Origin of the sequence: Streptosporangium becharense, from assembly GCF_014204985.1 — a bacterium.
GTDB lineage: Bacteria > Actinomycetota > Actinomycetes > Streptosporangiales > Streptosporangiaceae > Streptosporangium > Streptosporangium becharense.
The window spans coordinates 2,686,443-2,710,360 of record NZ_JACHMP010000001.1 but is presented as its reverse complement, the minus strand read 5'-3'; the positions used below and the strand labels follow the sequence as shown (position 1 = coordinate 2,710,360).

The 23,918-nt window shown below is 73.8% G+C and carries 15 protein-coding genes; 12 read left to right on the top strand and 3 right to left on the bottom strand.

All coding sequences use genetic code 11. The features are described 5' to 3' along the window. Nucleotides 1-12: 12 nt before the first annotated feature. On the bottom strand, nt 13-1,476 hold the full coding sequence (locus F4562_RS11535; protein WP_184538819.1) for an AMP-binding protein: 1,464 nt from the start codon (nt 1,474-1,476) through the stop codon (nt 13-15). Between the two features lie 135 nt (nt 1,477-1,611). Between F4562_RS11535 and F4562_RS11530 the strand changes: the two genes are divergently transcribed. The 6 genes from F4562_RS11530 to pgfA (F4562_RS11505) all read left to right on the top strand — a co-directional run bounded on the left by F4562_RS11530 (nt 1,612) and on the right by pgfA (F4562_RS11505) (nt 14,336). Then, nucleotides 1,612-3,129 (top strand): hypothetical protein, encoded by a 1,518-nt coding sequence (locus F4562_RS11530; protein WP_184538821.1) that lies wholly within the window; start codon nt 1,612-1,614, stop codon nt 3,127-3,129. Nucleotides 3,130-3,216: 87 nt separating this feature from the next. Further along, nucleotides 3,217-5,442 (top strand): acyl-CoA dehydrogenase family protein, encoded by a 2,226-nt coding sequence (locus tag F4562_RS11525; protein ID WP_184538823.1) that lies wholly within the window; start codon nt 3,217-3,219, stop codon nt 5,440-5,442. Between the two features lie 141 nt (nt 5,443-5,583). After that, nucleotides 5,584-7,305 (top strand): hypothetical protein, encoded by a 1,722-nt coding sequence (locus tag F4562_RS11520; RefSeq protein WP_184538826.1) that lies wholly within the window; start codon nt 5,584-5,586, stop codon nt 7,303-7,305. Between the two features lie 403 nt (nt 7,306-7,708). Beyond that, entirely contained in the window at nt 7,709-9,001 is a 1,293-nt protein-coding gene (locus F4562_RS11515; protein WP_184538828.1) for a glycosyltransferase family 4 protein, read from the top strand. Further along, complete coding sequence (locus F4562_RS11510) at nt 8,998-13,227, top strand: alpha-(1->3)-arabinofuranosyltransferase domain-containing protein (RefSeq protein ID WP_184538830.1); 4,230 nt, start codon at nt 8,998-9,000, stop codon at nt 13,225-13,227. Before F4562_RS11515 ends, F4562_RS11510 begins: the two co-directional genes overlap by 4 nt. After that, on the top strand, nt 13,224-14,336 hold the full coding sequence (pgfA, locus tag F4562_RS11505; RefSeq protein ID WP_184538832.1) for a cell envelope lipid trafficking protein PgfA: 1,113 nt from the start codon (nt 13,224-13,226) through the stop codon (nt 14,334-14,336). Before F4562_RS11510 ends, pgfA (F4562_RS11505) begins: the two co-directional genes overlap by 4 nt. Nucleotides 14,337-14,362: 26 nt before the next feature. On the opposite strand, the gene F4562_RS11500 is transcribed toward pgfA (F4562_RS11505), so the two are convergent. Continuing rightward, the gene (locus F4562_RS11500) at nt 14,363-15,106 is read right to left on the bottom strand and encodes a class I SAM-dependent methyltransferase (RefSeq protein WP_246473409.1); all 744 of its coding nucleotides are present in this window, start codon (nt 15,104-15,106) and stop codon (nt 14,363-14,365) included. Nucleotides 15,107-15,218: 112 nt separating this feature from the next. Here F4562_RS11500 and F4562_RS11495 point away from each other — a divergent pair, with 112 nt between their 5' ends. Next, the gene (locus F4562_RS11495; RefSeq protein WP_184538834.1) at nt 15,219-17,072 is read left to right on the top strand and encodes a hypothetical protein; all 1,854 of its coding nucleotides are present in this window, start codon (nt 15,219-15,221) and stop codon (nt 17,070-17,072) included. Between the two features lie 43 nt (nt 17,073-17,115). On the opposite strand, the gene F4562_RS11490 is transcribed toward F4562_RS11495, so the two are convergent. Then, the gene (locus tag F4562_RS11490) at nt 17,116-18,249 is read right to left on the bottom strand and encodes an acyltransferase family protein (RefSeq protein WP_311733843.1); all 1,134 of its coding nucleotides are present in this window, start codon (nt 18,247-18,249) and stop codon (nt 17,116-17,118) included. 218 nt (nt 18,250-18,467) lie between these two features. Between F4562_RS11490 and pgfA (F4562_RS11485) the strand changes: the two genes are divergently transcribed. The 5 genes from pgfA (F4562_RS11485) (at nt 18,468) to F4562_RS11465 (ending at nt 23,815) form a co-directional block, all read left to right on the top strand. Then, on the top strand, nt 18,468-19,388 hold the full coding sequence (gene pgfA / locus F4562_RS11485) for a cell envelope lipid trafficking protein PgfA (protein ID WP_184538838.1): 921 nt from the start codon (nt 18,468-18,470) through the stop codon (nt 19,386-19,388). Nucleotides 19,389-19,640: 252 nt separating this feature from the next. Next, nucleotides 19,641-20,498 (top strand): decaprenyl-phosphate phosphoribosyltransferase, encoded by an 858-nt coding sequence (locus tag F4562_RS11480; RefSeq protein ID WP_184538840.1) that lies wholly within the window; start codon nt 19,641-19,643, stop codon nt 20,496-20,498. Next, the gene (gene dprE1, locus F4562_RS11475) at nt 20,495-21,820 is read left to right on the top strand and encodes an FAD-binding oxidoreductase (protein WP_184538842.1); all 1,326 of its coding nucleotides are present in this window, start codon (nt 20,495-20,497) and stop codon (nt 21,818-21,820) included. Before F4562_RS11480 ends, dprE1 begins: the two co-directional genes overlap by 4 nt. Nucleotides 21,821-21,848: 28 nt before the next feature. Next, nucleotides 21,849-22,604, top strand: coding sequence for a decaprenylphospho-beta-D-erythro-pentofuranosid-2-ulose 2-reductase (dprE2, locus tag F4562_RS11470; RefSeq protein WP_184538844.1), 756 nt, complete (start codon nt 21,849-21,851; stop codon nt 22,602-22,604). 95 nt (nt 22,605-22,699) lie between these two features. Then, entirely contained in the window at nt 22,700-23,815 is a 1,116-nt protein-coding gene (locus F4562_RS11465; protein ID WP_184538846.1) for an NAD(P)H-dependent flavin oxidoreductase, read from the top strand. Nucleotides 23,816-23,918 lie beyond the last annotated feature (103 nt).

The following is a 23,918-nucleotide window of genomic DNA, read 5'->3' as shown; positions in this document are numbered from 1 at the left end:
GCCGGGGCCGACTCAGGCCGGCAGGTACGCCTCCCGCAGGCTGCTGCGGCTGAGCTTGCCGGTGGGCGTGCGCGGCAACCGGTCGCGGTACTCGACCGTGCGCGGGTGCTTGAGCCGGGCCAGCCGGGACGCGCAGTGCGCCAGCAGCTCGGCGGTGAGACCGGGACCGGGCTCCACGCCCGGCGCGGGCTGGACGAGGGCCACGACCCGTTGACCCCACTCCGGGTCCGGCACGCCGATCACGGCCACGTCGGCCACCGCGGGGTGCTCCAGCAGCACCGCCTCGATCTCGGCGGGGTAGACGTTGACGCCGCCGGAGATGATCAGGTCGGTGCGCCGGTCGCACAGGAACAGGTAGCCGTCCTCGTCCAGGTAGCCGATGTCTCCCGGGGTGTAGAGGCCGTCCCGCATGGTGCCGGCCGTCTTGGCCGGATCCCCGTGGTACTCGAAGCGGTTGACGCCGCCGATGTAGACCAGGCCGGGCTCGCCGGGCGGCAGCTCGGCGCCGTCGTCGCCGAGGATCCTGAACTCCAGGCCGTCGATCGCCCGGCCGACCGTGCCCGGCCGCTCCAGCCACTCCGCCGAGGAGACCATGGTGGCCACCGCGGACTCGGTCGAGCCGTAGTACTCCCACAGCACGGGCCCGAGCCAGTCGATCATCGCCCGTTTGACGGCGGGCGGGCAGGGGGCGGCACCGTGGTACAGGTGCGTCAGAGACGACAGGTCGTGCCCGGTCCTGGTCGCCTCGGGCAGGGCCAGCAGCCGGTGGAACATGGTCGGCACCATGAACGCGTTGGTCACCCGGTGCCGCTCGACCAGCTCCAGGGTCTCGGCGGCGTCGAACCGCTCGGTCACCACGACGGTGTGGCCGAAGTTCAGGGCCATCATCGTCTGGCCGTACGGCGCGGAGTGGTAGAGCTGGGAGAGCAGCAGGTGCACGCCGTCGAACGGCAGCCCGAAGTGCCGCCAGCCCTTGCGCATCAGGATCGGGTAGAGGTCCTCGGGGCTCAGGTCGAGCAACCGCCGCCGCACGCCCTTGGGCCTGCCGGTGGTGCCCGAGGTGTAGAGCATCATCGACCCCGCCCGGCGCCCCTCGGGCGGGGTGACCGGTCGTCCCCCGGCGAGCTCGCCGGGTTCGGTGAAGCCGCCCGGCACGGCGTCCCCGTACCGTTCGGTGGCGACGACCGTCCGCGCGTCGCAGTCGGCGACGATGTAGCCGATCTCCTCGGCGGTGTAGTGCCAGTTCACCGGGACGTGGTAGGCGCCGATCTGATACGTGGCCAGCATCATCGTGACCGCCTCGACGCCGTTGGGCAGGACCGTGACCACCGGGTCGCCCGGGCGGACGCCCCGTGCCAGAAGGCCGTGGGAGACCTGGTTGACCCGTTCGTGCAGCTCGCCGTATGTCACGGTGCCGTCCGTGACGACGGCGGCCCGTCCGGGATCGGCCGCCGCGATCTCGTAGAAGCCCCTCATAGCCGCGACCTTACAGAGCGAGATTCTGTTCGGGGAAGGCGAGGCGTCATGGACTGGGCTGATGCACAGCCCGTAGCCGAAGCGTAATAACCCCCGATGCGTCGAATCTTCCCCAGGTGACATAGCCTGACGCCTATGGCGGACGTCGGCGACAACTCCTCCGGGGGTTCTGACGAGGGATACATCCCGTCCTACGAAGCACCCACGGCTCCCATACCCGTCGTTCCCGCCGCCGACGGCTCGGGCATCGGTTCCCGGGTCCCCCGCGGGTTCCCCATCGGCGACGGCGAGGAGACCCCGTTGGTCTCCCGGACCAAGCGGCCCGGACCGTTCCCCCCGCCCTACGAGTCGGCCGCCGCGCAAGGCGCGGCGGCCGGTCAGGACGACGGCGTGGACGATCCGACGCCGCCCTTCGGGCGCCCGCAGGTGTGGGAGTCACGGGGCCCGGGAACCGTGCCGTTCCGGCAGGTGGGCGGGGCGAGCCGCCCGTGGTCGGAGCGGGCCGGGGCACCGGGTGCGACGGAGCGGCGGGCCGGAGCGTCGGGTGCCGCGGACGTGGAGAGCCCTTCCGCTCCGGCGGACCCGCCCGGTACGGCGAAGCCGTCCACTCCGGCGGGACCGGTCGGTGCGGCGAGGCCGTCCGCCGCGGTGGGGCCGGTCGGCGCGAGGAGGACCTCGGCGCTGGCGGGCCTGGCCGGTGCGGGCGACCGCCCCGGTGCGCCGGATGCGGGCGGGCGGCGCGGCGGGCCGGTACCGGCGGGTGCTCCGGGGGCGTCCGGCGTGGGCCCGGCGGGCGTGGCGAGTCCTTCTGGCATGCCCGGGGCCGCGACTCCGCCGGGAGCGCCGGGCCCGGTGGGGGTGACCGGCGCGAGCGGTTCGGCCGCTCCGCTGGGGCCCGCGGGCCGGCCGGGAGCGACCGGGATGCCCGCGCCGTCCGGCGGGCTGCTGGCGCGGATCGGCGACATCCCGATCCGGGTGGCCTACAGCCTCGGTGCCGCCGTGGTCACGGCCGTCATCGTGGTCCTCATCTTCACCCTGTTCTCCGGTGACGAGCCGGCCGACCCGGTGGTGAGCTCGCGGGCCGACACCTCCACCGCGTCCCCGCCGCCGGTCACGCTGCCCGACCTGCCCGCGGCGACGGCGCTGAAGGTCCTGGCGGGCACGCCGAGCACGGTGATCGGCACGGTGACCGACTCCCGGTCCGCGATCACCTACTCCAGGCTGGGCAAGCCGTGGGCGACGAAGAAGGCGGCCCCCCTCTCGGCCGCCCAGCAGGCGGGTGCGGACGGCCTGCCGCGCACGTTGATCGCCTCCGGCCCGCTCCCGGGCGCGGCCAGGGCACCGAAGACCGACGCCGAATACCGCAAGGTCGCGCTCAGCGCGGTCAGGTGGACGATCCGCCACCACCACCCGGCGGGCAGCAAGGTCACCTGGACCGCGTCGCAGCGCCCGGTGGGAGGCGTCAAGGGCTGGGTCCTCGGCTACCAGGTGGCGTACGAGATCGACGGCAAGGCGCGCACCTCCCAGGCGGCGCTCGCCCTCCTCGACGTCGGCCGCAGCAAGCCCGCGATGCTCTTCGTGACCGTGCCCGACTCGCAGAAGCAGCTCTGGGCCGACATCGCCCCCCTGATGAGGAGTGTCCGCACCCTGTGAGCCATGCGTTGTGCCTTTGGGCCATGCGTTGTGATGGAAGCACCTTCTAGAATATGGTTCTGCCAAGAATCGTGTCTGGAGGGTGCTATGGCCATCGGGTTGAGCGAGGAGCACGAGGCGCTCCGGGAGTCGGTGACCGGCTGGGCGGAGCGGAACATCCCGGCCCAGGTCGTACGGGCCGCCGTCGCGGCCGACGCTGAGGAGCGTCCCGGCTTCTGGTCCGGGCTGGCCGACCAAGGGCTGCTCGGCCTGCACATCCCCGAGGAGCACGGCGGCAGCGGCTACGGCCTGCTGGAGGCCGCCGTCGCCGTCGAGGCCCTCGGCGAGTACGCGGTGCCCGGCCCGTACGTCCCGACCGTGCTCGCCGGCGCGGTGATCCTCGCCTCCGACGGCAAGGCTCACGCCGAGCTGCTCCCCGCCCTCGCCGACGGCACCCTGACCGGCGCGGTCGCGTTGACCGGCTCGATCACCGCCACCCGCGGCGAGGACGGCGCTCTGACGGTCACCGGCACCGCCGAACCCGTCCTGGGCGGCTCCCTCGCCGACGTCCTGGTGCTCCCGGTGAGCACCGGCCAGGGTGAGGAGTGGGTCGCGGTCGACGCCTCGGCGGCCACCGTGACCCCGGTCAAGGCACTGGACCTCACCCGTGGCGTGGCCAGGGTCGAACTGGACGCGGTGAGCGTGCCCGCGGGGCGGGTCCTCGGCGGGCTCCGGCGCGCCGACGTCCTCAACCTGGCCGCGATCCTGCTCGGCGCCGAGGCCGCCGGCGTCGCGTCGTGGTGCGTGACCGCCGCGGCGGAGTACGCGAAGATACGCGTGCAGTTCGGCCGCCCGATCGGGCAGTTCCAGGGGGTCAAGCACAAGGCCGCCCGGATGCTCGTCGCCCTGGAGCAGGCCCGCGCGACCGTGTGGGACGCCGTCCGCGCGGCCGAGAAGCGGGCCGAAGGCGACGCCGCCGCCCGCGAGTTCGCCTACGCCGCCGCGATCGCGGGTGTGACCGCGCCGGACGCCGCCGTGCTCTGCGCCAAGGACGCCATCCAGATCTTCGGCGGCATCGGCTACACCTACGAGCACGACGTCCACCTGTACTACCGTCGCGCGCTCACCCTGCGCGCTCTGCTCGGCGCGTCGACCGAGTGGGCCGAGTCGGTCGCCGGGCTGGCGCTGGACGGCGTGCGCCGGGACCTGGAGATCGAGCTGCCCGAGGACGCGGCCGGGCTGCGCGAGACGATCCGGGCGGAACTCGCGGAGATCGCCACCCTTGAGGGCCGGGAGCAGAAGCGTGCCCTGGCCGCCGCCGGGTACGTCATGCCGCACCTGCCCAGGCCGTGGGGACGCGACGCCAAGCCGCTGGAGCAGGTTCTCATCTTCCAGGAGCTCAAGGCCGCCGGCCTCAAGCTGCCTCAGATGATCATCGGTGCCTGGGTGGTGCCGTCCATTGTCACCTACGGCACCCCCGAGCAGCAGGAGCGCTTCCTGCCGCCCACGCTGAGCGGTGAGATGATCTGGTGCCAGCTCTTCTCCGAGCCGGGGGCCGGCTCCGACCTCGCCTCCCTGCAGATGCGCGCGGAGCGGGTCGAGGGCGGCTGGCGGCTCAACGGCCAGAAGATCTGGACCTCCGTCGCCCATGTCGCCGAGTGGGGCATCTGCATCGCCCGCGACTCCGCCGAGGGGTCCAAGCACGAGGGCATCACGTACTTCCTCGTCGACATGAAGGGGCTCGGCGTCACGGTGCGGCCGCTCACCGAGATGACCGGCGAGAACCTGTTCAACGAGGTCTTCCTGGACGACGTGTTCGTCCCGGACGAGCTGGTCGTCGGCGAGGTGGGCCAGGGTTGGAAGGTCGCCAGGAACACCCTGTCCAACGAGCGCGTCTCGCTCTCCTCCGGCTCGGGCGGCACCGGCGCGTCGGTCCCCGACCTGCTCGGCCTGGCCGGGCGCCTCGGCCGTGAACTGACCGCGGCCGAGCGGCAGGAGGTGGCGCGCGTGGTCTGCGAGGGGCACTCGATCGCCGCCCTCGGCCTGCGGGTGACGCTGAAGCAGCTGACGGGGGCCGAGCCCGGAGCCGACGCCTCGGTCCGCAAGCTGCTGTCCACCTCGCACGCCCAGCACGTCTCCGAGTGCGCGGTCTCGCTGCTCGGGCCCGCCGCCGTCACCGCCGCCGACATGCGGCTCGGCGACGCCGGCTACTGGAACCGGGCCGTGCTCTCCACCCGTGCCATGACGATCTACGGCGGTACCACGGAGGTCCAGCTCAACATCATCGGCGAGCGCATGCTCGGCCTGCCCCGCGACCCCGAGCCGGGTAAGTAGGACGGGCCCCGCGGGTCCGCGGCCGGTCGGCGGCGGACCCCCGGCGGGTCCGCCGATGATCCGGGGGTGCCCTCGGGGGCCGGTGCGCAGTTGTGCTCCCCGGTCCCGTACCGGGCCCGGCGCTCGTTAGGGTCTGGCGATATGCGGGCGAAACGGGGTGAGACGGCGGGGCGGTTCGCGTCCGTCGCGTCCGTCGCGCCCGTCGCGCCCGCTGTGCTCGGGCTGCTGCTCGGGCTGCTCGCCCTCGGCCCCGCGCTGGGGCCGGGCTTCGTGCTCCGCTACGACATGGTCTTCGTGCCCGACCCGCCGCTGACGCTCCCCGGGGAGGGCTTCCCCAGGTCGGTGCCCAGCGACCTGGTGGTGGCGCTGCTCGCGCAGGCGGTTCCCGCGCAGGTGGTGCAGAAGGCGGTCCTGCTGGGCGTCTTCGTGCTGGCCGCGTCCGGGGCCGCCGCGCTGGTCCCCTCGGACCGGCTCGGGCCGCGCCTGGCCGCGGCGGCCTTCTACGCCTGGAACACCTACCTCGCCCAGCGGCTCCTGCTCGGCCAGTGGGCCCTGCTGCTCGGCGTCGCCGCTCTGCCCTGGGCGGTACGGGCGGTGGTGCTGGGCGGCCGGCTCCGGCTGGTCGCGGCGCTGTTGCCGGCGGCGGCCGGCGGGTTCCAGGCGATGCTGCTCTCCGCCCTGACCGTCCTGGCGACCGCCGTCACCGCCCCCGCGGGGGCGGTGACCCGGCTGCGCCGTACGGCGGAGGCCGGGGTGGTGCTCGGAGCGCTGAGCCTGCCGTGGCTGGTTCCCGCGCTTCTCAGCGGGGCCTCGACCGATCCGGCGGGAGTGACGGCGTTCGCGGCCAGGGCCGACGGGCCGTTCGGCACGGTCGGCAGCCTGCTGTCGCTCGGCGGGGTCTGGAACGCCCACGCGGTCGTCCCCGGGCAGCAGGGGTGGTGGTCCGCGAGCGTCCGGCTGGTCCTCGCCGGGGTCGCGGTCTGGGGGTTCGTCCGGCTCCGCGGCGGCCCCGCCGGACCGGGCCCGGCGGTGGCGACCGGGATGGGCTCGGCGGTGGCCGGTACGAGTCCGGCGGCGACGGCCGGAGTGGGTCCGGCGGTGACAGGCGGACCGGCTCCGGCGGTGGCTGGACCGGGCCTGGCGGCGGTGGCCGGGATGGGCCCGGCGGTGGCGGCCAGGGCGGGGTTGGCGGTGGCGGCCGGAGCGGGGCTGGCGGTGGCGCTGGCCGGCGCGTTCGCTCCCGGGGTGCTGGGCGGACTGATCGCCTGGTGGCCGGGGTTCGGGCCGTTCCGCGACGGGCAGCTCTACCTGGCGCCGTTCGCGCTGCTTCAGGCGGTGGGCCTGGCCGGGGCGGTCGCCGGGTGGCACTCGCGGGCGGTGGCGGCGGTGGCGGTGGCCGTGCCGGTGCTGGTGCTGCCGACGTTCGCGCTGGGGGCGTTCGGCCGGCTGGCGGCGGTCGACTACCCCGGCGAGTGGCGGCGGGTGCAGGCGATCGTGAACGCCGACCCGGCCCCGGGGGCGTTGCTGTCGTTGCCGTGGGGTGCCCACCGGGCCTTCGCCTGGAACGGCGGGCGGGTGGTGCTCGACCCGGCGACCAAGATGTTCGCCCGTCCGGTGGTCTGGAACGACGCGCTGGTGGTGGGGCTGCCCGGCGGCGGGAGGCTGCGGCTGGCCGCGGAGAGCCCGCGGGCGGCGCGGGCGGAGGCGGCCCTGCGGGCCGGCCCGGACCTGCGGGCGCGGGCATTGGCGGGGCTCGGTATCCGCTATGTGCTGGAACAGTCCAACGAGAACAAGTTCTATGATGGCGTGGTCGTTTTCCAAGGTCGTGAGCTGCGTCTCTTACGCCTCTCCGGTTCGGAATGATCGCTGTATAACTGCAGCTCCTGGCAGTACCTAACGGTAACTTCTTTTGTCACGGTTTTACTAAAGCTATGGCTTATGGTGTGTATCGCGTTCTAGTCTCGACGCACTGTCCAATAGCTGGAGGGAGAGCTCAGTGATACGAGTTATCGCTGCCTTGGCCGTCGGAGCCATCCTGGCGGTGGGGGCCTCCGTGGCAGTGGTGAACGTGGCCTCGCCCTCGCCGGAGCCGCCGAACCGGCCGCTGTACAACTACGGCGACAGGTGACCCGCAGGGTCTGCTGACCGGGCCCTCCGGGCCTTCTTCGCCGGCCCGGACGGGCCGGCCACCACTCGTCGGAACGGGACGCGGCTCCGCCGTGTCCCGATTCAAGCGTGCGTCGCCGTAGCGGACCGAGGAGAGAGCGTGGTTCTGTCCAGTGGCAGTACGAGCGCCGGGTCCCGTTCCCTGCCGCCGTCCCCGGGGCCGGCCACGGGGCCGGACGCGGCGGTTCACGGGGAGCCCGAACCGGCCCTGGCCGGGGTGCGGGTGGCGGTGCTGAACTTCCGCGAGCCGCAGCAGTCGGCCGCCGGAGGCGCGGAGGAGTACGCCTGGCAGGTCAGCCGGCACCTGGTCGCCCAGGGTGCCTCGGTGCACTTCCTCACCGCCCGCGAGCCCGGTCAGACGCCGGCTGAGCGGCGCGACGGCATCGAACTGCGCCGGATGGGCAACCGCTACCTGGTCTACCTGCTGGTGCCGCTCTGGCTGCTGTTCCACCGTCGCCGCCTCGACGTCGTCATCGACTCCATGAACGGCATCCCCTTCTTCTCCCCGCTCGTGGTGCGCCGCCGCACGGCGGTCATCTGCCTGGTCCACCACGTGCACGACCGGCAGTTCCACGCCTTCTTCCCCACCTGGCTGGCCAGGACCGGCTGCTTCGTGGAGAGCCGGGTGGCGCCGCTGCTCTACCGGAACCGCACGACCGTCACGGTCTCGGAGTCGTCCCGCGAGGATCTGCGTACCCGGCTGCGCTGGCTCGCCCCCATCCAGGTGGTGCCCAACGGCAGCCCGGCGGAGCGTCCGGTCGCCCCCCGCCCGGTGCCCGGCGACCCGGCCGTGGTCTACCTGGGCCGGCTGGTCGGTCACAAGCGGGCCGAACGGGTGGTCGCCCTCGCCGCCGACCTGGAGGGCACCCGCCCCGGCCTGCACGTGCACGTCGTCGGGCGTGGTCCGGAGTCCGCCGCGCTCGCCGCCCGCGCCGCCGAGCTGGGCGTCGCCGACCGGGTGCACCTGCACGGGTTCCTCGCCGAGCCGGACAAGAACGCGGTGCTCGGCGCCGCGCTGCTCAACGTGACCGCCTCCGAGTTCGAAGGCTGGGGGCTGACCGTGATCGAGGCCGCCGCCTTCGGTGTGCCGACCGTCGCCTACGACGTCGCCGGGCTGCGGGACTCGGTCAGGGACGGGGTGACCGGCTGGCTGGTGCGCGACGGCGAGGAACTGGCCGACGTGGTCGACCGCGCCGTCGAGGAGCTGTCCGACCCGGTGCGGCGGGCCGAGGTCCAGCGGGCCTGCCGGGCCTGGGCGGCCGAGTTCACCTGGGGGAGAACCGGCGCTACGATGACCAGGCTCGTCGCCGCGGAGCTCCCCTCGGACGCCACCGCCTCGCCGGCCAGGACCCCCGATCTCCGTCTCGCCGTAGGTGAGACCGACCCCACTTGAGCGCCGCATTGACCCCTGACCGCACCGACACCGGGCCCGCGCGGTTGCGGCACCGGCTGCGCCTCCTCGCCGGATGCCTCCTGCTGGGGGCCGTGGCGTTCAACACCTCGCCCGGCCAGGTGATCGCCGAGACCAAGCTCGACATGGCGCTCAACCCGCTGGGGTTCCTGTCCCGCGCGCTGCACCTGTGGGACGGGGCGTTCTTCGGCCACCTGCAGAACCAGGCCCACGGCTACCTGTTCCCGATGGGCCCCTTCTACGTGCTCTTGCGCGCGCTGGACATGCCCCCGTGGAACATCCAGCGGCTGTGGATGACCGTCGTGCTGTGCGCGGCGTTCCTCGGCGCCGAACGGCTGGCGCGGGCCATGGGGATCGGCACCCCCGGCACGCGGATCGTGGCGGGGCTGTCCTACGCGCTGGCCCCGCACGCCCTGGCGCTGATCGGCGTCAACTCCTCGGAGTTCCAGCCGAGCGCGGTGCTGCCGTGGATCATGCTGCCCCTGGTGCACGGGACCCGGCCGGGTGCGAGCCCCCGCCGGGCGGCGGCGCTGTCGGCGCTGGCGTTCCTGTTCGCCGGGGGTGTCAACGCGGTGGCCGAGTTGGCCGTACTAGTCGTCCCCCTGCTCTACCTGCTGACCCGGCGCGGCGGGCCGCGCGGGCGGCGGCTGATCGCCTGGTGGCTGGGCTGCGTCGCGGCGGTGTCGATGTGGTGGCTGCTGCCGCTGCTGCTGATGGGCCGCTACATCTTCTCCTTCCTGCCGTTCATCGAGACGGCGGACGCCACCACCGGGGTCACCTCGCTGCTGAACGCCCTTCGGGGCACCTCCAGCTGGATCTCCTTCCTGCCGGTGGACGGCCGGCCGTGGCTGCCGGCGGCCTTCGAGCAGGCGACGGCGCCGGTGATGATCGTGCTGACCGCGCTGGTCGCCGGGCTCGGCATCGCCGGGATCGCCCGCCCGGCCACCCCGGAGCGGGGGTTCTTGACCCTGTCCCTGGTGGCCGGGGTGGTGATCGTCACGGCCGGGCACGCCGACGCGCTCGCCCACCCGTGGACGGGGCAGGTCAGGGACCTGTTCGACGGGCCGCTCGCCGCCTTCCGCAACCTGCACAAGTTCGACGCGCTCATCCGGCTCCCGGTCGCGCTCGGCCTGGCGTCCCTGCCCCTGGCCTGGCCCGCCCGGCTGCGGCGTCCGGTCCAGGCCGTCTGCGCCGGGCTGGTCGCGCTCACCGCGCTGCCCGTCGCCACCGCCGGGGTCACTCCCGCGGGCGCGTTCGCCGACGTGCCCGCCCACTGGCGCGAGGCCACCGCCTGGCTCAACCGCAACGCCGGGGACGGCATGGTGCTGGCCGTGCCCGGATCACGACGCGGTGAGTACCTGTGGGGCCGGCCGATGGACGAGCCCATGCAGTCGCTGCTCACCGTGCGCTGGGCCACCCACACCAACGTGCCCTGGGGCTCGCCGGGGCTGGCCCGGTTGGTCCAGGCGGTGGACGAGCGTTTCGCCACCGGCCGCGGCTCGCCCGGCCTGACCGCCGCGCTGCGCCGGATGGGCGTCAGCCACGTACTCGTCCGCAACGACCTCGCCCGGGAGACCTTCGGCACCGCCTGGCCCGCCCGGGTCCACGAGACGCTCGCCGAGTCCACCGGCCTGCGGCGGGTCGCCGCCTTCGGGCCGGGGGTGGGCGTGAGCCCCTCCACCACCGCCTCCGGCTGGGTCGACCAGCCCTACCCCGCGCTGGAGGTCTACGCCGTCCCCGACCCCGCCCCGCTGGTCGCGACCGTGCCGAGGGAAGACGCGTTGCGGGTCACCGGGGCACCCGAGGCGACGCTCGCCCTCGCCGAAGAGGGGCTGCTGGCGGACGACCGGCCCACCCTGGTGGGCGACGAGCCCGGCGCCGCCGCCACGCCGCCCTCCGCCACGGTGGCCACCGACACGCTGCGCCGTCGCGAGATCGTCTTCGGCGACCTGCGCCGCATCGCGACCGCCACGCTCACCGAAGATCAGCCGCCGCAGCGCGACGGGCCCTCCGACCTCACCGACCCGGCCTGGACCCCGGCCACCGTCACCGCCCGCTACACCGGGATCAACGACGTGCGCGCCTCCTCCTCCGAGGCGGGCGTCACGGCGGCCGTGGGGGCCCGCGACCCGGGCCGGGGGCCGTACGCGGCGCTGGACGGCGACCCGCGCACCGCCTGGCGCTCCGACGGCTGGAACGGCGCGGTCGGCGAGTGGCTGGAGATCCGTTTCGTCGCGGGCGTCGACATGCCCGCCGTCACCGTGGCGTTCGAGAAGGCCGGTCTCGGGCCGCCGGTGGCGGAGGTCGCCCTGGAGACCGCCGCCGGCACCCGCCGGGTCCCGGTCGCCGACACCGCCGACCCGCAGTATCTGCGTCCGCCCGAGGGCAGGACCACCTGGTTGCGCGTCCGCGTCACCAAGCTCGCCTCCGAGCCCAGGTCGCCGGTCGGCACCCGGGTCGGGATCAGCGAGATCGCCGTCCCCGGCGTGCGGGCGACGCGGACCCTCGATGTGCCCGCCGCCGGCGAGGAGGACCCCGGCACGGTGCTGCTCACCCGGCAGGGGTCCGCGTCCGCCTGCATGCGCGGGTCCTTCGCGTGGACCTGCCGCCCCTCCCTGGAGATCCACGGCGAGGACGGCTCCGGCTTCGACCGCACCTTCGTGGTGCGCCGGGACGGCGAGCGCGTCGTCACCGGCCGCGCCGTGCTCACCGACCCCACCTCGGCGCGGCTGCTCACCACCGTTCCCGGCGTCTTCCCCCAGGTCACCGCCTCCTCCACGGCGGTGGACCACCCGGCCGTGCTCGGCCGGGCCGCCATGGACGGCGACCTGGCCACCGTCTGGTACGCCCAGCCGTTCGACCGCAGGCCCACCCTCACCGTCCGGCTCGGCAAGAAGACCAGGATCTCCCGGATCATGGTGTTGTTCCCGGACTCGTTCCTGGGCCGGCCCCCGGTCCAGGTCAGCGTCACCGGCGGCGGCCGGACGACACGGAGCTGGGTCGGCCCGGACGGGCAGGTCGAGTTCGCGCCGATCCGCACCGACCGGCTGGAGATCGCGTTCACCGCTCCCGCCTCACGTGCGATCGAGGTCGCCGAGCTGACCATCCCGGGGGTCGAGCCGCTCGGCTCGCTCGCGTCGTTCCCGCTCCGGCTGCCCTGCGGGTACGGCCCCACGTTCACCGTGGACGGCAACAAGGTGCACACCGAGGTCGTCTCGGGCACGCTGGACGACGTGGTCAACGGCCGTCCCGTCGGTTACCGCGCCTGCGAACCGGTCGAGCTGAGCATCGGCCGGGCGCGCTTCGCCGTCGCGCCGAGCGACGCCTTCCGGGTCGAGTCGGTCGTCGTGCGGACTCCCGGACGGGCCTCGGGGGACGCCGGGAGCGCGAAGGGTTCGGGAGGCGCCGGGAGCGCGGAGGGCTCCGAAGACGCCGGGAACACCGTGGACGCCGAGGACGCCGTGGTCACCGCCGTGCCCGCCGTCACGGAGGCGTGGGGGCCGGGGGAGCGCCGGGTGCGCGTGTCCGCCGCGCGGCCCTCGTATCTCGTGGTGAACGAGAACCACAACGCGGGCTGGCAGGCCCACCTGGGCGGCACCCGGCTGAAACCGGTCCGGCTGGACGGCTGGCGGCAGGCATGGGAGCTGCCCCCGGGGCAGGGGGTGGTCACCCTGCGCTACGAGCCCGACGCCCTCTACCGCGCGTCCCTGGCCGCTGGAGGGCTGCTGGTGCTGCTGGTGCTCGCGCCGGCGTTCGTCCGCGTCCGGCCGGTGCCGCTTCCCGGGGCCGGACCGGCCCGGCTCCGCCGATCCTGGGCCTGGCCGCTCGCCCCGCTGGCCGGGCTCTGGGCCGGCGGGTTCGCCGGTGTCGTGATCCTCTCCGCCGCGGTCCTGCTGCTCGGCTGGCTGGGCACCGTCGCCGAGGCCAGGCACGCCCGCTCCGGCCCGCTCCCCAGGGCGGCCGGCGCGCTCACCGCGCCGTGGGTCCCCGCCGTGCCGCTCCTCCTGGCAGGTCTGTCCCAGGCCGCCGGCACCGCGTACGGGGGGACCGGGCAGCTCGCCGGGGCGTTGGCGGGTGTCGTGCCGCAGGTGCTGTGCCTGCTCGCGGTGGCCTGGCTGCTCGCGACCGCCCCCGAGCGTTCCCCGGCGCCTCCTGCCCCGCTCCGGACGTCGCGGGCCCGGCCGGAACCGCTGGCGGTGGGGCGGTGAGGCGGCCGCGGATCTCCCGCGTCGCCGTGCTCGCCGGCGTCGGCGCGTTCCTGCTCACCTTCGCCGCCCTGCTGCGCTTCTTCGTCTACGAGGGCGTCCTGGCCCTGCCGTTACAGCACAACAGGACGTACCGCCTCGAATCTCCGGTGTCGACCTTTCTCGACACCGGCACCCTCGTCTCCTACGACCGCGTCCCGCTGGTCTCCACCACGACGCTGAGCGGCGACGCCGCGGCAGGGGACGGGAACGTCGCGGTGTGGACCGAGTTCACCACGCTCGACACCCCCTTCGGCGAACGCGTCGCCTACCACGAACGCCGCACGGCCTTCGACCGTCGCACCGGCCTGGCGGTCGACTGCTGCGACGGGTACGTCGACGACGATCCCGGTGCCCGGCAGACCGGCCTGGCCTTCCGCCTGCCGTTCCGGGCCCAGCCGCGCGTCTATCCGATGTACGACACGGTGCTGCGCCGGCCGGTCCCCCTGCTGTTCGAACGGGAGGAGGAGGTCCGGGGCCTGCGGACCTACCGCTACGCCTACCGGACCGGCTTCATCAAGATCGAGGACCTGCCGGGGAAGCTCCCCGGCAGGCTGCTGGGCCTGCCCGGGACGCGCTCCGTCGCCGTCGCCCGGTACGCGCAGGTCAGCCGGACCCTGTGGGTCGAACCGGAGAGCGGCCTGACGGTGCGGGCACAGGAGCAGCACCGCCAGGAGTTGCGCACCTCCGACGGCCGGGGCCGCCGGGTGAGCCTCCGGGCGGACCTGGTGACACCGGCCTCGGAGGTCGCGGGCATGGTGGCCGAGGCCCGTGCCTTCACCCGGTGGGTTCTCGTCGTCCGCGACGCGCTGCCCGGCTTCCTCTTCGCGGTCGGCCTGGTGTTCCTGCTCCTGGCCGTGCGGCCGCTCGAACGCCTGCGCCGGACCTCCTCCACCCCCGGCCCCGAGCCTGACCCCGAACCCGCCCGCGAGCCCGATGCGGAGCCCGGTCCCGAGCCTGACCCCGCATCCACCCCCGAACCCGGCTCCGGAACCGGGGCCGATTCCCCTCCGAAGTCCGAAACCGGCCCCGAGCCCGGCTCCGGAACCGTCCCGGAGCGGGCGGGGGCATGAGCGGCGGGACACGCCGTACGGGACGGTCAGCGCTTGCGCAGCACGAGCAGCAGGTTCCAGCTCACGATCTCGCGCAGGCCCGGGACGTGGATGACCGGGGCGGCCCAGCGGGGGTGGTAGCGGGGCAGGGCGTCCAGCACCGTGACGTCGGCCCGGCGCCGTGCCCAGCGCAGCGCGGCACCGATCGAGACCGGGTGGAGGCTCTCGCCGTAGAGGTTCTTCGGCCGCCTGCCGTGCACCCGGGTGTAGCGGGCCGCGGCCCGGTGCCCGCCGAGGTAGTGCCAGGGGGAGGTCTCGTGGCCGCCCCACGGCGACAGCCAGTTCGTGAACGACAGGTAGACCACGCCGCCGGGCCGGGTCACCCGGACCATCTCCGCACCCATCCGCCACGGGTCGGGCACGTGCTCCAGCACGTTGGAGGAGAAGCACACGTCCACCGAGCCGGTGGCCAGCGGCAGGTCCAGCGCGCTGCCCAGCACCGCCCCGTCCGGGGCCGCGCCGTGGCGGGCCATCATCTCGCCGGCGTCGCAGTCGACGCACACCGGCCGGGCGCCGGCCGCGCGCAGCACGTCGGTGAAGTAGCCGGGGCCGCCCCCCACGTCGGCGACCAGCGCTCCGTCCAGCTCGGTGTAGGAGGCGAGCTGGGCGACGGTGTCGCGGGCCAGCATGCCGTAGAAGAAGTCGGGGTCGGTCTGCTCCTTGCGGAAGGCGCCGAACAGTCGTACCGACCTGCCCAGGGTCGCCCGGAACGGTGCCTGCGGAGTCTCCAACGCTGCTCCTCACCGGAGGGGAACACGACGGGTGCGCCGGAGCATAACACCGCATTGCTCGCTTTCTTCTGGATCCCATACGGTGTTCGCCCGTGACGGAGGGAGAATCCCGGTGAGGTTCGGCGCACTCCCGCGTGTCCCGGCGGTGTCCGGCGCGTTCCTGCGCAGCCCGGTGACACTCGGCGCCACCCTGCTCGTCGTGGCGTCGCTGGCGTTGCGGGTGCTCATCCTGCGCGACTCCCACTTCGTCGAGGACGACCTGCTGTTCGTGGGCGACGCCTACGAGAACGATCTCACACTCGGCTTCGTGACGCGGGTGCACAAGGGCCATCTCATGCCCGGTGCGATCGCGCTGACCTGGGTGCTGTCGCGTCTCGCGCCTTACGACTGGCTGCTGGCGGCGGGTGTCACCCTCGCCGCCCAGGCGCTGCTGTCGGTGCTGGCGTTCCGGCTGTTGCGGCTGCTGTTCGGCGACCGCCCGGCGATCCTGCCGCCGCTGGCGGTGTTCCTGTTCTCGCCGCTGACGGTGCCGGCGTTCGGCTGGTGGGCGGCGGCGATCAACGCGGTCCCGTTCCAGCTCGCGCTGGTGCTCGCGCTGACCTGTCAGGTCCGCTTCGCCCGCGGCGAGGGCACCCGGTACGGCTGGCGCGCGCTGGGCTGGACCGTGTTCGGCATGGCCTTCAGCACAAAGGGCGTGTTCGCGGTCTTCCTGCTGTTCGCGCTGACCACGGCCTTCCTCGGTGACCGGGAGGCCGGCTGGGGCCGGTCCGTGCTGCGCGAGGTGCGGCGGAACCGGCGCCTGTGGGCGGCGTACCTGGCGGTGATCGCCGCCTACACGACCGTCTACCTCCTGCGGGCGGGGGCGGCCTCCACCGACCGGCTTCCGGCGCCGAAGGTCGATGTCGCCCTGGACCTGGCGGGGCGGCTGCTGGGCCGCACCTTCCCCGGCGGCGCGGTCGGCGGGCCGCTCACCTGGTCTCCGGTGACCCCCACCGGGGGCCTGGCCGGGCCGTCCGACGCCGTCGTGGCCGTCGCCTGGGCGGTGCTGGCGGCGGTGGTGCTGGTCAGCGTCGTCCACCGGCGCCGGGCGGTACGCGCCTGGATCGTGCTGGCCGCCTACCTGGTGTTCGCCGACACCGTCCCGACCGTGATCGCGCGGGGTGGCTACACGTCGCTGGTGGGGGCGGAGACCCGCTATGTCGCCGACGCCGTGCTGGTGCTGGCGGTCGTGCTGGGGCTGGCGCTGCTGCCGCTGCGGGGGGAGGAGGACGCCTACCGCAGGCCGCTGCCGCGGCCCTCGTGGCGCGTCCCGGTCGTCGTGATCGTCACGGGGGCCTACCTGGCCGCCTCGGTCGTCTCCGTCGAGACCTACCGGCAGACCCTCAGCGGCGACCGGGTCCGGACCTACCTCGGCACGGTGGCGCGGCAGCTCGCCGCCGCCCCGGACGACGTGGTCATCTACCCCACCCCGCTGCCCGACGACATCGTGCTGCCGCTGAACGGGGACCGGCGGCTCAGCCACCGGTTGCTCGCCCCGCTGGCCCGTCCGGGACTGCGGATCAGGATGGCCTTCCCGCAGCCCTCGTACGACGCCCGGGTCTTCGACCGGAACGGCCGGCTCGACCGGATGAGCGTCTTCGGCTTCCTCGGCGCGCCGCGGAACGGCGAGCGTTGCCTGCCCGTGGCCGACGGCGCGCTGCACTTCCCCGACGCCGTCTCGTTCGGCGGCCCCGCCACCGCGGGTGCGATCGCCTACGCGGCGGAGCGGCCCGTCCCGGTGACCGTCGAGGTCGGCGAGGAGCGTGTCCTGCTCACCCTGCGGGCGTCGGACGGCGGGCTGATCCACTTCCCGGTGCGGGGGGTCAGCCGGGGCATGCGGATCGTCCTGGACGACCCGGCGGCGGAGGTGTGCGTGACGGGCGTGGCCCTGGGCGCCCCGATCGCCGAGAGCGAGCAACCCCGCTGACCCGCGGAACCGGCCGGGCCCGTCACGGGTGTACGCGGCCGGGTCAGCGCACCAGGCGGTTCAGGCGGAGGGCGGGTCTCTCGACGTACCGGTGGGTCAGGACGGCCAGGAGCAGGGTGAGGGCGGTGATCGGCACCAGGTTGAGCAGGAAGCCGCCGGTGAAGGGCCGCTGCCCGGTGAAGTCGTACCACAGGTGGATCGCCACGAACTGCCACAGGAAGACCCCGTAGGAGACGCGGCCCAGGAAGCCCATGACGCGGTTGCCGAGCACGCGCCTGAGCGGGGAGTCGCCGGGAGGCGGCAGGGTGGCCGGGACCAGCAGGCACACGGCCACGACGGTGTACAGGACGATCTCGAAGACGCCCGACCAGAGGCCGTCGACGCCGAAGAAGCGGGTGCCGGTGACGGGGGAGGCGGCGACCGCGTACGCCAGCGCGCCGACCAGCAGCCAGGAGCCCGGCGAGCCCTCGACCGCGCGGCGGAAGCGGCGGGCCGGGGAGTCCTCGTCCGGGTCGGCCTGGATCCAGGCGACCACCACGGCCATCGCCATCCCCGCGGCGAAGAAGATCGCCGACCGGGGCGGCCAGATGTTCAGGTAGGGCCGGTGCTCGGGGTAGTAGGTCAGCACCGTCCAGGGCAGCGACACCGCCCCCACGGCGCCGACGCCGGTCAGCAGCCGGTGCGCGCGGCGGCGCACGTCGTCCCCGCCGCGCCGGGCGAAGGCGGCCAGCCCGGCGGCGATCAGCGGCAGCAGCAGGTAGAAGGCCGCCTCCACCGACAGGCTCCACATCTGCACCAGTCCCTTGGGGCCCAGGGCGTACCACCAGGGGGTGAGATCGTAGTTCTGGCCGAGAAGCAGCAGCTGGATCCAGGTCCACGCCTCCGAGACGTGGTCACGCGACCACAGGAGCATGGCGGTGACCACCACCAGCCAGTACGCGGGTAGGATGCGGACCGCCCGCCGCCACAGGTAGGCGCGGACGCGCACCGGCGGGCCGCCGCGCAGCGCGTGGAGCGCGTACGGGCGGTAGAGCAGCAGGCCGGAGAGCGCGAAGAAGATCGGTACGGCCACGTCGCCACGGGCGAGCAGAGCGCCGGCGAAGCCCTCCCGGAGGGAGGTGGCGGTCTCGGCGGCCACGTGGAAGACGAGGACCGCGAAGGAGGCGATCGCGCGCACGCCGTCCAGGGTGTCCAGATGTCCGCCCGGTCCGGCCCCACCCCGCGCGGGGGCGGCGACGGAAGCTGAGGTAGAACCTGTTTCGGTCACTTTTCCGCATTCCCTGATGACGTGGGTGATCGGCCTCATTAACATACTGGCCAGTAGCACGTGATTTAAGTACATTTCACCCCCCATGAGAACCTGCCTTCAGCGGGAGCTCCCCCCCAGGAGGATCAATGCGGCGCATCGTCGGAGTCGTTCTCTTAGCCGTCGGGGCCTTCCTCGTCGTCCTCGCCCCGCTCGTACGCTTCCACGTCGCGGACCAGCTGATCGCCGCGCCCGCCAACCAGTACAGCGTCACCACCCTCCAGGCGGACGACGCCCAGTACTTCAACCGGGGGAAGCTGAAGGTGCTCACCGGCGATCTGTCCATCACGGTGACCACCCGAGGTGACGTCTCGCAGGCGTCCGGCAACCGGGTCGTCTGGGACGAGGTCGTCGCGGTCAACGACGTCACGAACGCCAGCCCGCTGGTCTCCCTCAACGAGCGCCGCAGCGCCTTCGACAAGTACACGGGCGTGGGCATCGACTGCTGCGCCGTCAACGTCGACAAGAAGCCGGTGAGGATGGAGGGGCAGATCTACAAGTTCCCCTTCGACGTGGAGAAGAAGACCTACAAGTGGTTCAACTCCGTCACCGGCGCGGCCTACGACGCCAGGTTCGTCGGCGAGGACGTCGTCAACGGGCTGCCGGTCTACCGGTTCGAGCAGACCGTGCCGGCGACCACGACCGAGACCATCGCCGCGCCCGCCTCGGTGCTCGGCATGGACGAGACCGGCGACGTCCAGGTCGACCGGGTCTACGAGGGCACCAACACCGTCTGGATCGAGCCCGTCTCCGGCTCCCCGGTCAAGCAGGAGCAGCGGCGCAACGAGGTCCTCAAGACCCAGGACGGCATCGAGCGCTCCAAGGCGTTCGTGGCCACCGCCAAGATGACGCCCGAGAGCGTCGACACCCTGGTGAAGAGCGCCGTCGAGGCCAAGGGCCAGATCACGCTCATCAGGACCACGATCCCGCTGGTGCTGCTCGTGGTGGGCGTCATCCTGCTGGTCGCCGGTTTCCTCGTGGTCCGCGCCTCGGGGCGGGTACGGTCCTGAACCGTGGATGAGGCCGCGGTCGCACGGCCGCCTTCGGACCCGTCGGCGGACCCGTCCCCGGATCCGCCCCCGGACCCGCCGGCGGCCGTGCGCGGTGGGCCCCCGGACCCGCCGGCGGCCACCCGCGCGGACCGTTCCTCGGACCCGGCGGAGGACACGCCCCCGGACCGCCCCTCGGATCCGGCGGGGGACACGCCCCCGGGCCCGCCGGCGGCCGTGCGCGCGGACGGGGTGCGGCCGGCCGCGGTCCGGATGGCAGTCGGATTGCTGCGGGCCTGCCGCCCCCGCCAGTGGCTGAAGAACGTCCTGGTCTTCGCCGCCCCCGCCGCCGCGGGCGTGCTCGGCTCCGCCGAGGGGGTGCTCGCCGCGCTCGTCGTCTTCATCGCGTTCTGCGTGGCCTCCGGCGGCACCTACCTGCTCAACGACGCGGCCGACGTCGAGGCCGACCGGCGGCACCCGCGCAAGCGGCACCGGCCGGTCGCCGCCGGGCTGGTCCCCGTGGCCGTCGCCCGGGTCGCCGGCGTCGTCCTGATGGCGGCCGGTCCGGCGGTCGCCTGGACGGCCGGCGGCTGGCGGCCGGCGGCCGTCGTGACCGGGTACCTCGCGCTCACCCTCGCCTACACGTTCTGGCTCAAACACCAGGTGGTGGTCGACCTGGTGGCGGTGGCGGGTTGCCACGTGATCCGCGCACTGGCCGGGGCGGTCGCGGTGGACGTCCCCGTGACCGCCTGGTTCCTGATCGTCGTCTCGCTGGGCTCGCTCCAGCTCGTGGCGGGCAAGCGCGAGGCCGAGCTGCGGGCGCGGGGTGCGGGCGACAACGGCACGCGGGCGATCCTGGCCGCCTACACTCTCGGCTACCTCGCGAACGTGCGGGCGATGTCGTCCGGGGCGATGATCGTGACGTACTGCCTGTGGGCGCTGGAGGAGCATCCGGGGCTGTTGCGCGGGCTCAGCATCGTGCCGTTCGTGCTGGTCGTGCTGCGGCACAACCTCCTGGTCGACCGGGGGGTGGGGGAGGAGCCCGAGGAGATCGCCCTGCGGGACCGCCCTATGCTGCTGTCCGTCGTCGTTCTCCTCGCTCTCGTACTCGCTGGGATCTACCTGCCATGACCTTCCTGACCGGCTGGGGCCGCACCGCGCCGACGCCCGCCCGCGTGATCCGCCCGCGGTCGACCGGGCAGGTGGCCGAACTGGTCGGCGGGGCGGGGGGCCGGGGAGTCGCGGCCCGGGGTCTCGGCCGGTCGTACGGGGACGCCGCGCAGAACGCCGGCGGCCTGGTGCTCGACTGCACCGGCCTGACCGGCTGGACCCTCGACGAGACGACCGGGACGGTCACCGCCGCCGCCGGCGTCGGCCTGCACGAACTGCTGGCCGGGCTGGTGCCGCGCGGCTGGTTCCTCCCGGTCTCACCCGGCACGCGGCACGTCACCGTGGGCGGGGCGATCGCCGCCGACGTGCACGGCAAGAACCACCACGTGGACGGGTCCTTCGGCGCGCACGTGCGGTCGCTGACCCTGGTCACGGCGGACGGCGCGAGCCGCACGCTCGGGCCGGACGACCGGCTGTTCTGGGCGACCGTGGGCGGCATGGGGCTGACCGGGGTGATCACCGAGGCCGTGTTCCGGTGCGTGCCGATCGCGACCTCGCGGATGCGGGTGGACGTCGAGCGCACTCGTGATCTCGACCACACCCTGGAGACGATGACGGCCACCGACGACCGGTACCGCTACACGGTCGCGTGGATCGACCTGCTGGCCCGCGGCGCCCGGACCGGCCGCAGCGTGCTCACCCGCGGCGACCACGCCGCCCCGGGCGAGCTGCCGCGCGGTGCCGATCCGCTCGCCTACGCGCCGTCGGCCCGCCTGGCCGCTCCGCCGTGGGCACCGAACGGCCTGCTCAACCCGGTGACCGTGCGGGCCTTCAACGAGGTCTGGTACCGCAAGGCGCGGCCCAGGACCGGTCTCGTCCAGCGCATCGCGCCGTTCTTCCACCCGCTGGACGCGATCGACGGCTGGAACCGGATGTACGGTTCGCACGGGCTGGTGCAGTACCAGTTCGCGGTGCCGTTCGGCGGGGAGGGGACGCTCCGCAGGGTCGTCTCCCGGCTCTCGACGGACGGCGTGGTGTCCTTCCTGACGGTGCTCAAGCGCTTCGGGCCGGGCACGCCGGGGATGCTCTCGTTCCCGCTCCCCGGCTGGACCCTGGCCCTGGACATCCCGGCCGGATGGCCCGGACTGGCCGGGCTGCTGCGCGAGTTCGACGGGTGGGTCGCCGAGAGCGGCGGCCGGGTCTACCTGGCGAAGGACTCGCGGATGTCGGCCGCCTCGGCCGCCGCGATGTACCCGCGGCTGCCGGAGTGGCGTAAGGTCCGCGACGAGGTGGACCCGGACGGGGTCTTCCGCTCGGACCTGGCGAGGAGGCTCGCGCTGTGAGCGACGCGCGGGCGGGGAGGCTTGCACCGTGAGGAACGCCCTCGGCGAAGTGGACACCGTGCTGCTGCTCGGCGGTCGCAGTGAGATCGGCCTGGCGATCGTGGAGCGCCTGCGGCCCCGCAGGGTCGTGCTCGCGATGCGCGGCGGGGACGAGCCGCCCGTGTCGGCCGGAGCCGAGGCGCACGTGCCGGCCGGGACCGAGGTGCATGTGCTGGAGTTCGACGCGGCCCGGCCGGAGACCCACGCCGGGGTGATCGAGGCCGCCGCCGGGCTGGTCGGCGACCTGGACGTGATCATCCCGGCCTTCGGCGTGCTGGGCAGCCAGGCCGTCTACGACGCCGACCCGGTGGCCGCCGCCGAGGCGGTCGCCGTCAACTACGGCGGGCACGTCTCCGCCGGTCTGGCCGCCGCCCGCAGGCTGCGCGAGCAGGGGCACGGCACGCTGGTCGTGCTCTCCTCGGTGGCGGGCGTGCGGGTGCGCAGGGCCAACTTCGTCTACGGCTCGGCCAAGGCGGGCCTGGACGGCTTCGCCCAGGGCCTGGGGGACGCCCTGTACGGCAGCGGGGCCCGGGTGATGGTCGTGCGGCCGGGTTTCGTCATCGGCCGGATGACCCGGGGCATGACGCCCGCCCCGATGGCCACCACCCCGGCCGAGGTCGCCGCCGCAGTGGCCGCCGGGCTCGCCTCCGGAGCGGAGGTCGTGTGGGTCCCCGGGCGGCTGCGCGTCCTCTTCGCGGTGATGCGGATCCTGCCCCGCGCGATATGGCGGAGAATGCCGCGTTAAAACACGTTCTTATTATTGTTACTAGCCAGTACATATCGAATATTCCGCACTAGAACCTGTTGCAGTTAGCGGATTCGGGATCGTACCGTGAGCGCATGCGGACACGTGTCACCGACATGCTCGGTATCGAGTTCCCGATCTTCGCCTTCAGCCACTGCCGGGACGTCGTCGCCGCGGTCAGCCGCGCCGGCGGGATGGGCGTACTCGGCGCGCTCTACTTCAGTCCCGAGGAGCTGGAGACGGAGCTCAAGTGGATCGACGACCACGTCGACGGCAGGCCGTACGGCGTCGACGTGGTCATGCCCGCCTCCTACGCCGGGGCCGACCTGGACGTCGACTCGCCGGAGGATCTCGTCCAGCGGCTCCAGGGAATGATCCCCGAGGGCCACCGCAGGTTCGTCGAGGACCTGCTGGCCGGGCACGGTGTGCCGCCGCTGTCGGGCGACGGCGACGCCGGGAAGGTGCTGCTCGGCTGGACCGACGCCACCGCCCGTCCGCAGGTCGAGGTCGCGCTCAGACACCCGATCGCGCTGCTCGCCAACGCGCTCGGCCCGCCCCCGGCCGACGTGGTCGAGGCGGCCCACGCCAAGGGCGTGAAGGTCGCCGCGCTCGCCTCCACGCCCCGGCACGCGACCAAGCAGGTCGAGGTCGGGGTGGACATCGTCGTCGCGCAGGGCACCGAGGCCGGCGGCCACACCGGTGAGATCTCCACCATGGTGCTGGTCCCGCAGGTCGTGGACGCCGTCGACGTACCCGTCCTGGCCGCGGGCGGCATCGGCGACGGCCGGCAGATGGCGGCCGGGCTCGCCCTCGGCGCCGAGGGCGTGTGGACCGGCTCGATCTGGCTCGCCGTGGAGGAGGCCGACACCCCCGTCCTGGCCAGGGAACGGATCCTCCGGGCCACCTCGCGTGACACCGTCCGCTCGCGCTCCTGGACCGGCAAACCCGCGCGACTGCTCAGGAACGAGTGGACCGACGCCTGGGAGTCGTCCGAATCCCCCGGCACACTGCCGATGCCCCTGCAGTTCATGCTCGTCTCCGAGGCGCTCCGCCGCATCGGCCGCTCGGACGCCGCGGAGCTGGCGACCTTCCCGGCCGGCCAGATCATCGGTGCCGTGAAGCGGGTCAGGGCGACCAGGGATGTGATGTTCGACCTGGTGGAGCAGTACGTCGAGGCCAAGGAGCGGCTGGATCGCATCACCGGTGCCTGACGGCCGGGTCCGGGTCCGCCGGATCGGACCTGGATCCGGCAGACCGGACCGCCCGGACCTGCGGCGGGCCCGGCGACCGGGCCGGGGGGGCGACCGGTGCAGG